Source organism: Streptomyces sp. NPDC085524 (assembly GCF_044541755.1).
Classification (GTDB): domain Bacteria; phylum Actinomycetota; class Actinomycetes; order Streptomycetales; family Streptomycetaceae; genus Streptomyces.
The window spans coordinates 78311-85636 of sequence record NZ_JBITTH010000011.1; the positions used below are offsets into that span (position 1 = coordinate 78311).

The 7326-nt window shown below is 71.8% G+C and carries 8 protein-coding genes; 7 read left to right on the forward strand and 1 reads right to left on the reverse strand.

Annotated features, from left to right (window positions below; all coding sequences use genetic code 11):
* Window positions 1-15: 15 nt before the first annotated feature.
* Complete coding sequence (locus tag ACIGFK_RS18820; protein ID WP_400052688.1) at window positions 16-1209, reverse strand: glycoside hydrolase family 64 protein; 1194 nt, start codon at window positions 1207-1209, stop codon at window positions 16-18.
* Between the two features lie 85 nt (window positions 1210-1294).
* On the opposite strand from ACIGFK_RS18820, the gene ACIGFK_RS18825 reads away from it, so the two are divergent.
* The 7 genes from ACIGFK_RS18825 to ACIGFK_RS18855 all read left to right on the forward strand — a co-directional run bounded on the left by ACIGFK_RS18825 (window position 1295) and on the right by ACIGFK_RS18855 (window position 6761).
* Window positions 1295-1591, forward strand: a complete 297-nt coding sequence (locus tag ACIGFK_RS18825) for a hypothetical protein (protein WP_376658983.1) — start codon at window positions 1295-1297, stop codon at window positions 1589-1591.
* Window positions 1592-1860: 269 nt separating this feature from the next.
* On the forward strand, window positions 1861-2127 hold the full coding sequence (locus ACIGFK_RS18830) for a hypothetical protein (RefSeq protein WP_400052690.1): 267 nt from the start codon (window positions 1861-1863) through the stop codon (window positions 2125-2127).
* 470 nt (window positions 2128-2597) lie between these two features.
* Complete coding sequence (locus tag ACIGFK_RS18835; RefSeq protein ID WP_376658984.1) at window positions 2598-2810, forward strand: hypothetical protein; 213 nt, start codon at window positions 2598-2600, stop codon at window positions 2808-2810.
* Between the two features lie 426 nt (window positions 2811-3236).
* Complete coding sequence (locus tag ACIGFK_RS18840) at window positions 3237-3764, forward strand: NAD-binding protein (protein ID WP_400052692.1); 528 nt, start codon at window positions 3237-3239, stop codon at window positions 3762-3764.
* A 287-nt stretch (window positions 3765-4051) separates the two neighbouring features.
* Entirely contained in the window at window positions 4052-4876 is an 825-nt protein-coding gene (locus tag ACIGFK_RS18845) for a CPBP family intramembrane glutamic endopeptidase (RefSeq protein WP_376658986.1), read from the forward strand.
* Window positions 4873-6153, forward strand: coding sequence for a sensor histidine kinase (locus ACIGFK_RS18850; RefSeq protein WP_386466044.1), 1281 nt, complete (start codon window positions 4873-4875; stop codon window positions 6151-6153). Before ACIGFK_RS18845 ends, ACIGFK_RS18850 begins: the two co-directional genes overlap by 4 nt.
* The gene (locus ACIGFK_RS18855) at window positions 6117-6761 is read left to right on the forward strand and encodes a LuxR C-terminal-related transcriptional regulator (RefSeq protein ID WP_400052695.1); all 645 of its coding nucleotides are present in this window, start codon (window positions 6117-6119) and stop codon (window positions 6759-6761) included. Before ACIGFK_RS18850 ends, ACIGFK_RS18855 begins: the two co-directional genes overlap by 37 nt.
* Window positions 6762-7326 lie beyond the last annotated feature (565 nt).

Consider the following 7326-nt stretch of genomic DNA (forward strand, 5'->3'; position numbering starts at 1 on the left):
CCTACGGGGCAGCACTCAGTTGAGCGGATCAAGCGTCATGAAGGCCTCCTGCGGGTCCGCTTCGTGGACCAGTGACTCGTGGGCGCCCACGTCGTCGAAGGCGAAGCCGTACGCCTTGCCGTCCGCCATCTGGGCGTGGATGAGGCGGGAGTAGTGGTTGGTGACGGCGTCGCGGTAGAAGCCGGCACCGCCGGCGTCGGGCTGGTCGGGGTTGGTCAGGAGCGTCGAGCGGTTGTAGCCCGCGCACAGGGTGCGGGAGATCGGGCCGCGGACGGTGTCGTTGGGGGCGTCCAGGAGCTTGTAGCAGCCGAAGACGCTGTCCGAGTCGGGCTTCTGGAAGCTGGTGACCACCGCCCCCGACGCGTTGGTGAAGTTCATGACGTTGCCCGAGACGCGCCCGTAGTACTTGGTGTTCGGTTCGTTCGCGAACGGCGTCACCGTGAGGGTGGAGGAGCTGTACTTGTTCCAGACGCGGTCGATGTAGTCGCTCATCGCGCCGGACGGGATTCCGCCCGCCTCGATGCCGTGGCCGGGCGAGAGCGCGCGCAGGGGCGTGCCGTCCGGGCGGTTCAGGATCAGGCCGCCCCAGCCGGCCGAACGCAGCCCGCCGAAGACGGCGTTGTAGCCGCCGGCCTTGAGGTGGCCGGTGCTCTTGACGGTGCCGCCCGGCGCCTTCGCACCCACCGCGTACGGGGCGGAGAACATGTCGACCTGCGTGCTGTTGATCCACAGGCCGCCGTCGCCCAGGGTGTACTCGGACCAGTTGAACAGGATGTCGTGGTTGGGGTCCGCGGGGTTCTGCACGGCGGGCTGCACCAGGCCGCCACTGGTGAGCTTGAAGACGAGCTTCTGCCCGATCGAGAAGTAGACGCGCCCGGAGAACTTGGGCATCCGGATCGTCTTGGTCTGCCCGTTGGCCGGGCCGGCGATCGCGGCGTCGGGTGCGGGGGTGGGCGGATTGCCTCCGGCGGGCCAGGGGTGGAACGCTCCGTTCGCGTCGGCCCAGCCCTGCCTGCCCGTCGTGAGCAGGGTGCCCAGGTTGTAGATGTAGACGGGCTCGTTACGTCCGGAGTTGTTCTTGATGGTGAGCGGGATGGTCGCCGGTACAGCCTCGGCGGAAGGCGGCGGACCGAGGAACAGCACACCGGCACCGACGGACAGCGCCGAGACGCCGAACGCCAGCGCTTTCGACAAGCGGGACACTCTCATCCTCCTTGTGTGGGGGGCCTGCCGATGGGAAATGGCGACGGCAGGGGTCGAGGTATTGAAGCGTGAGAGCGCTCTCAGCGTCTGATTGTGTTCAACTTCTGTCAATACTCTTGACACGACCTCAGCGGTCACGCCGATCGGCGTCGCCGCGGACCACGTCAGCGGGGCGGCCCTGCTCCTCGATCTCCTGCACGCGGTCGGCAAGGGACTGGAGCACGACGCCGAGTTCGCCGAATGCGTTGCCAGGACCACAGCCCACCTCGAGAAGCAGCAGGCGGAGTACTTCGTCCTCGAGACCGGGGAAATCGTCTCGATGTCGGGCGACGATCCGGCAGAGAGCGTGCGGCGCCGGTTGTGTCCGAGGACATCTCCGCCGCCGTAGCCAAGGCTGAGGCCGCGCCAAGGACGACGAGTGGCTGGCCTCGGTCCGAGCCGACTGGCTTCTACCGCGAGGCGCGGGGCACCGTCGCCGACGCGGGTCCGGACGCCGGTCCCACGGCCCTCGCCGTACTGCGCAACCCCTGGGCTGCGGGTCCGTCTGCACGAGGCGCCCGAGACGGATCCGACGGGCGGGCTGCGCGAGCGTCGGCCCGACCTGGCGCTGACCCGACTCCCCTTCGATACCTCGGGACTGACCGTACGGCAGCTCGGGTGGAGCCCCTGGTGGCGGCGCTGCCCGCGGACGACCCGCTCGCCGCGCCACCCCGGAGCCGTGTCGTACTGGCCCGCCGCGCGGACACCCCCGATCAGCTCGCGGACGCAGTGGCGGCTGCTCTGGCCGATGCCCACAATGCACGAGCGGACGACTCGGTCGGTGCGTATCCGGCTCCCGCGGCCCCGGTGGGCAACCCTCGCGCCGCCCGTCGGGGTACGGACCCTGCGGCCCTCGCGGGTGTCGAAGCCTCCCGCTCGGCCTGATCCGTAAGACCGGCCGGCAGACCTCCAGGGCCCACAGAACGCGAACACCTCGGTGACGGTCTTGGTGGCCGAGCGTGCGGTGGGGCCGCGTCGCGCACGCTGGCCTTGCCGTCGGTGAGGAACGGCGTACTCGGCTGTTCACCGTCGTCCGCGGCGGATCTGCGTCGGACGTCGGCGGGGCCCCGCGGCCCGCCGCCCTCAGCCGCGGCCAGGACCCTCCGTGGCGGTGGAGCCTCCCGCGTTCCGTACGGGGCGAGGAGGCCCGCAGGTCCGCAGGTGTTGTTCGATGTCGGTCGCCGGCTCGGTACCGGTCCACGGTTTCAGCAGTACCTTGGCTCGACCCGTTGCGCTGGCAATCGGGTGATGGCGTGCCGTGTCGGGCTGTGGGCGTCGGCCTGGTTCGTCATCCTGGGCCGGGCGCCGCATCACGCTTGGTGCCGTTCCTCCCCCACGGCGAGAAGGAGTACCGCATGCCGACGGACGCGGTCGGACGATTCCTCACGGCCTTGGGCCCGCATCACCGGGAGGCCTTCACGAGCAGACCCCGCGAGGATCAGGAGCGGCTCGTGGCAGCCTGGGAGCAGGAGTTGGAGTCGGACGACGAGCTCGACACGCTCGATGAGCTGTCTCCACCCGCGGCGGAGGCCGAGGCAGCCCGTCGCATCATGGACCGCGAACCCTGACACGGCCGCGAGCGGAATTGCGGTGCCGCTACTTGTCACAGGGCATCGCGTCCAGATGTTCGCCCGCGGGTCGAGTGCGCCCGCTCGGTCCGGGCGCCGCGGAGTACGGGCGCGCCGAGGCCGTCCTGGGTCGGCGAACCGGCCACGCAGGAGGGAAGCCGCGCCTTGCCCGGCCAGGCCTCGAGAGGGAGAGCGCGCACGCCAGGCTACTGCGCGTGACGCCGCCCGCCAGTCGGCGACCGCCCGGGCAGGCGGATGCCGCGCATGCCCGCGACCAGCGTCCATACGCCCGCGCCCACTTCACCGTTCCGTCGGCCGACGGGTCCGGTCGCTGACCTTCTCCGGGGACGTCTGTCCCAGCCGGACCATCGCCTGATGGTCCAGCTGCCGGGCTCGGCCTGGTAGACGATCAAACGGTGGCCATCCGTGCGGGCGATCTCGTGTGCCTCGCTCACCGGCGGAGCCGCAGGCGCCAGGGGCGGGAACCCGGTACTGCTCGCGGGCGGCGACGCGAGCGGCCTGGGGGCGCTGCGGTCCGTGTTCGACTCGATCGCCCGGGACGTCCGGCACTTCGGCCCCGCCGGGGCGGGGACCCGCTTCAAGCTGGTCCTCAATGCCTTGCAGGCCGTGCACCTGGCAGGCTTCGGTGAGGCACTCCGGATCGCGCGAGCGGCGGGGCTGGACCCTCGCCAGGTCGGAGAGGCCCTGCTCGACCGCCCCGGAGGCGTCGTCACCCAGCAGGCCTGGGACAGCTACCTGACCCCGCCCGAGCCGCTGAACTTCTCCGCCGCATGGGCCCACAAGGACCTCACCTACGCGGCCCGCATGGCCGACGAGGCCGGGCAGGACGGCCACCCGCTCCTCGACGGGGTGCTCTCGCTCTTCGCCGCCGCGCTTGCCGACGGTCGGGCTGGGGAGGACTGGAGCACAGTGAACCCGACCTCACGTGCATGAAGGACCGCCTAGTGGTCGTTCCGCACTTCGCGTGCCGGAGTCGGGGCGGGCCCTGACGGTTGCCCGAAGGAAGACACACGGCCACTCGGGCGGAACGACACGGCTCCCCGCCCGTCCGGGTGGTCCGGCATGTCCCGGCGTTCCTCACCGTCGCGACGGCACGGCCCACGGGTGTATCCAGCTGTACCCCCACCCGGTTGCCAGGTGCAGTGGCCCGCCGGGCGCCGGGCGGCATCGTGGTCCGCGTAGGGATTCCAAGGATCCATCGATGGACGGGGAAGGTGCTCATGGGGCGCAAGGACGGGGGCTCCGCAGGGCGGGCGGAGCGCGTCGGGGTGTGGGGCACGGTGGGCGTGTTCACAGTCATGGCCTTCGTGGCGGCCGGGGTGCTGGGGGCGGTGCAGCCGAGGACCGGGGTACCGCAGGAGGTCCTGCAGCTGACCCAGTTCGGCCCGGCCCTCGCGGTGGGTGCGGCCGCGCTGTGGCGGCGCCGGCGGACGCACGACCTTCTCCGGGGTACGGAGACGGGAGCAGGCACCCGGTCGCCCGGCGGCGCGGTGCTCCTCGGTGCCGCCGGCCTGATCGTCGCGCTCGCCGTGCTCGGTGACGGGGCGGTCGGCGGCGAGGCGCGCTTCACGCCGCCGGGGTCGCTGCACCACTCCTTCGCGCTGATCGCCGTGGCCCAGCTGGTGGGGGCGTGCGGGGAGGAAGTGGGCTGGCGCTGCTTCCTGCAGCCGTTGCTGCGCACTCGTCTGGGGACGGTCGCCTCCTCGGTGACCGTGGGGGTGCTGTGGGGGGTCTGGCACGTCCAGGTGCTGGGGCAGGCGCCCGCCTACGCCGCCGGATTCCTCGTGGCCACCGTGTCCATGTCGGTGGTTCTCGGTGTCGCGCTCGAAGAGGTGGGCGGGTGGCGGCGGCTGCTGTTCGCGGGCGGCTTCCACGCCCTGGTCAACCTCGGGCTGCTCCTGTTCCTGGACGAGGAGTCGGGCGCGGTCCCGCCCATGGTCTGCTTCGGGCTGTCCTGCCTGGTGGTGGCCGTGCCGGCGGTCTTGGCGGCCCGGCTGCGGGCGGGCCGGCGGGCGCTCGGACCGGCTACCCTGCACGGGACATGAGTGCGAAGTCCCGCCCGCTCCGTTCGGCACCGTCCCGCCGCCTGGCCGCTGTCGGACGGTGCCAGCTCGCCGGCCTGCTGGCGCTGCGGGTGGCGGCCGTCGGAGCGGGCGTCGTGGGAGCCCTGCTGTTGCTGCCCGTCGGGCTGGGCCTGCGCGTGCTGCCGCCCGCGGCGGGCGCGTTGCGCCGGTGCGGTGACCTCGCCCGGCGGCGGGCGGCACAGTGGTCGGGGGTGCAGATCACCGCACCGGATCCGCTCCCGCGGAGCGCGGGGGCGCGCGCGGTCCTGGCCGACGCGGGATTCTGGCGTGACCTGTCGTGGGCATGGCTGGAGCCCGTGGTGGGCGGCCTGCTGGTCGCCGTACCGCCGTCTCTGGTCGTGTACGGGCTGTTCGGGACGCTCGTGCAGCCCTTCGTGTGGCAGCTCCTGGACGACGGCAACTGGTACGCCTTCATTCCCGTGCACAGCACCGCCCTGATGCTCGCGGCGGCGGTGCTGGGCCTCGGCTTCACTGCGGCCGGGCTGTTCCTCGCACCGCCCGTCCTGAGCCTGCACGCGCGGTGGGGCCGGCGGCTGCTCGCCGCTCCCCGCAAGGCCGAACTCCAGCGCCGTATCGGTCAGTTGGCGGACAGTCGGGCCGAAGTACTGAACGGCCGGGCGGCCGAGCTGCGGCGGATCGAACGGGATCTGCACGACGGGGCCCAGGCACGGCTCGTCGCCCTCGGGATGCGTCTGGACAGCGCGACGCGGCTGCTGGAGGAGGATCCACCGGCCGCTCGGGCCGCGCTGCTGGAGGTGCGCGAGCTGTCCGGGCGGGCCCTTGAGGACCTGCGCGGCCTGGTCCGGGGCATCCAGCCGCCGGTCCTCATCGACCGCGGCCTCGGCGACGCGGTGCGCTCCCTCGCCCTCGACAGCTTCCTCGACGTGAAGGTCGAAGTCCGGCTGGCCGGCCGGCTGCCGGCCGCCGTGGAGTCGGCCGCCTACTTCGCCGTCAGCGAGCTGCTGGCCAACGCGGCGAAGCATTCCGGCGCCGGCCGCGTGGACATCGCCCTCGCGCACGAGGCCGCGGGCGCCCGCGGCCCGAGGCTGCTCGTCACCGTCGCGGACGACGGCCGCGGCGGCGCGGATCCCTCCCGGGGAACCGGGCTGCTCGGCCTCCGAGGGCGGTTGGCTACCTTCGACGGGAGCATCGTCCTGCACAGCCCGCAGGGCGGCCCGACCACAGTCACCCTGGAGATCCCGTGCGCGTCGTCCTTGCCGAAGACCTCTTCCTGTTGAGGGACGGCCTGGTCCGTACGCTCACCGAGCACGGCTTCGACGTAGTCTCCGCCGTGGACAACGGTCCCGGTCTCCTGCGCGCCCTGCTGGAGGAGCGGCCGGACGTGGCGGTCGTAGACGTACGCCTGCCGCCCACCCACACGGACGAGGGCCTGCAGGCCGCCCTCGAAGCCCGGCGCCGCATACGCGGTCTGCCGGTACTCGTACTGTCGCAGTACGTCGACCAGCTCTACGCGAACGAACTCCTGGCGAGCGGGGACGGCGGCGTCGGCTACCTGCTCAAGGACCGGGTCACCGACACCGGTCAGTTCATCGACGCCGTACGCCGCGTCGCCGCGGGCGGCACCGTCCTGGACCCGCAGGTGATCGGGCGGCTGCTGGCGCGCGGCGAGGCCCGCGGCACCGTGTCCTCCCTCACCCCGCGCGAGCGCGACGTGCTGGAACTCATGGCCGAGGGCCGCTCCAACGCCGCCATCGCGGGAACCCTCCACTTCAGCGAGAGCGCCGTCGCCAAGCACACCGCGAGCATCTTCGCGAAGCTCGGCATCGCTCCCTCGGCCGAGGACAACCGGCGGGTCCTCGCCGTCCTCGCCTACCTGCGCCGCTGAGAGTGCGCCGACACCCCGGGCACGACCGGGGCGGAGCCTCGCCAGCTCGGGAGCAGCGTCACTCCGTCCCTCCGATGGCCGGGCCAAGCTGGATCTCGCACCACTGTGCCGATCGCGGCTGCGGGGGATCACCCGAAGTTTCGGAGCGCTTCACGCAGAGCCAGAGAGAACAGTTGCCGTTCTTGTCCACAAGGGCTTTGATCTCCCCCGTTTTTCCCAAGCTCGGAAGCTTCGGGGAGGAATTGCCTTCTCGGAATTCCACTTTATGCGGAATCAGTCGAATCTGCCCGGCCTTCTTCGAGTCGAATACAGCAGCACTCGCCTTAGCGGCTTTCGTGGTCGCGGTGAGGCCGTGGCCTTGGAGGCTCACGAATACCCCGCCCGCTCCAATGGGCGAGCTGGCAGTGGCAGTCAGCCCAGGGCCCAAGGATCCGCCTTCGAATACGCCCCCTGCTCCCGATGAGCTTCTACCGAACACACCAGGTGCTCCGCCGTCGAACGCATCGGGAGGCCCGCCTGCGCCGGAGATCCCTTCGACGGCGATTCCGTCACCCGCCACGCCTCT

Coding starts and splice junctions, on each gene's coding strand:
- ACIGFK_RS18820 (WP_400052688.1), bottom strand. CDS start 1,209: ATGAGAGTGTCCCGCTTGTCGAAAGCGCTGGCGTTCGGCGTCTCGGCG.
- ACIGFK_RS18835 (WP_376658984.1), top strand. CDS start 2,598: ATGCCGACGGACGCGGTCGGACGATTCCTCACGGCCTTGGGCCCGCAT.
- ACIGFK_RS18845 (WP_376658986.1), top strand. CDS start 4,052: ATGGGGCGCAAGGACGGGGGCTCCGCAGGGCGGGCGGAGCGCGTCGGG.
- ACIGFK_RS18850 (WP_386466044.1), top strand. CDS start 4,873: ATGAGTGCGAAGTCCCGCCCGCTCCGTTCGGCACCGTCCCGCCGCCTG.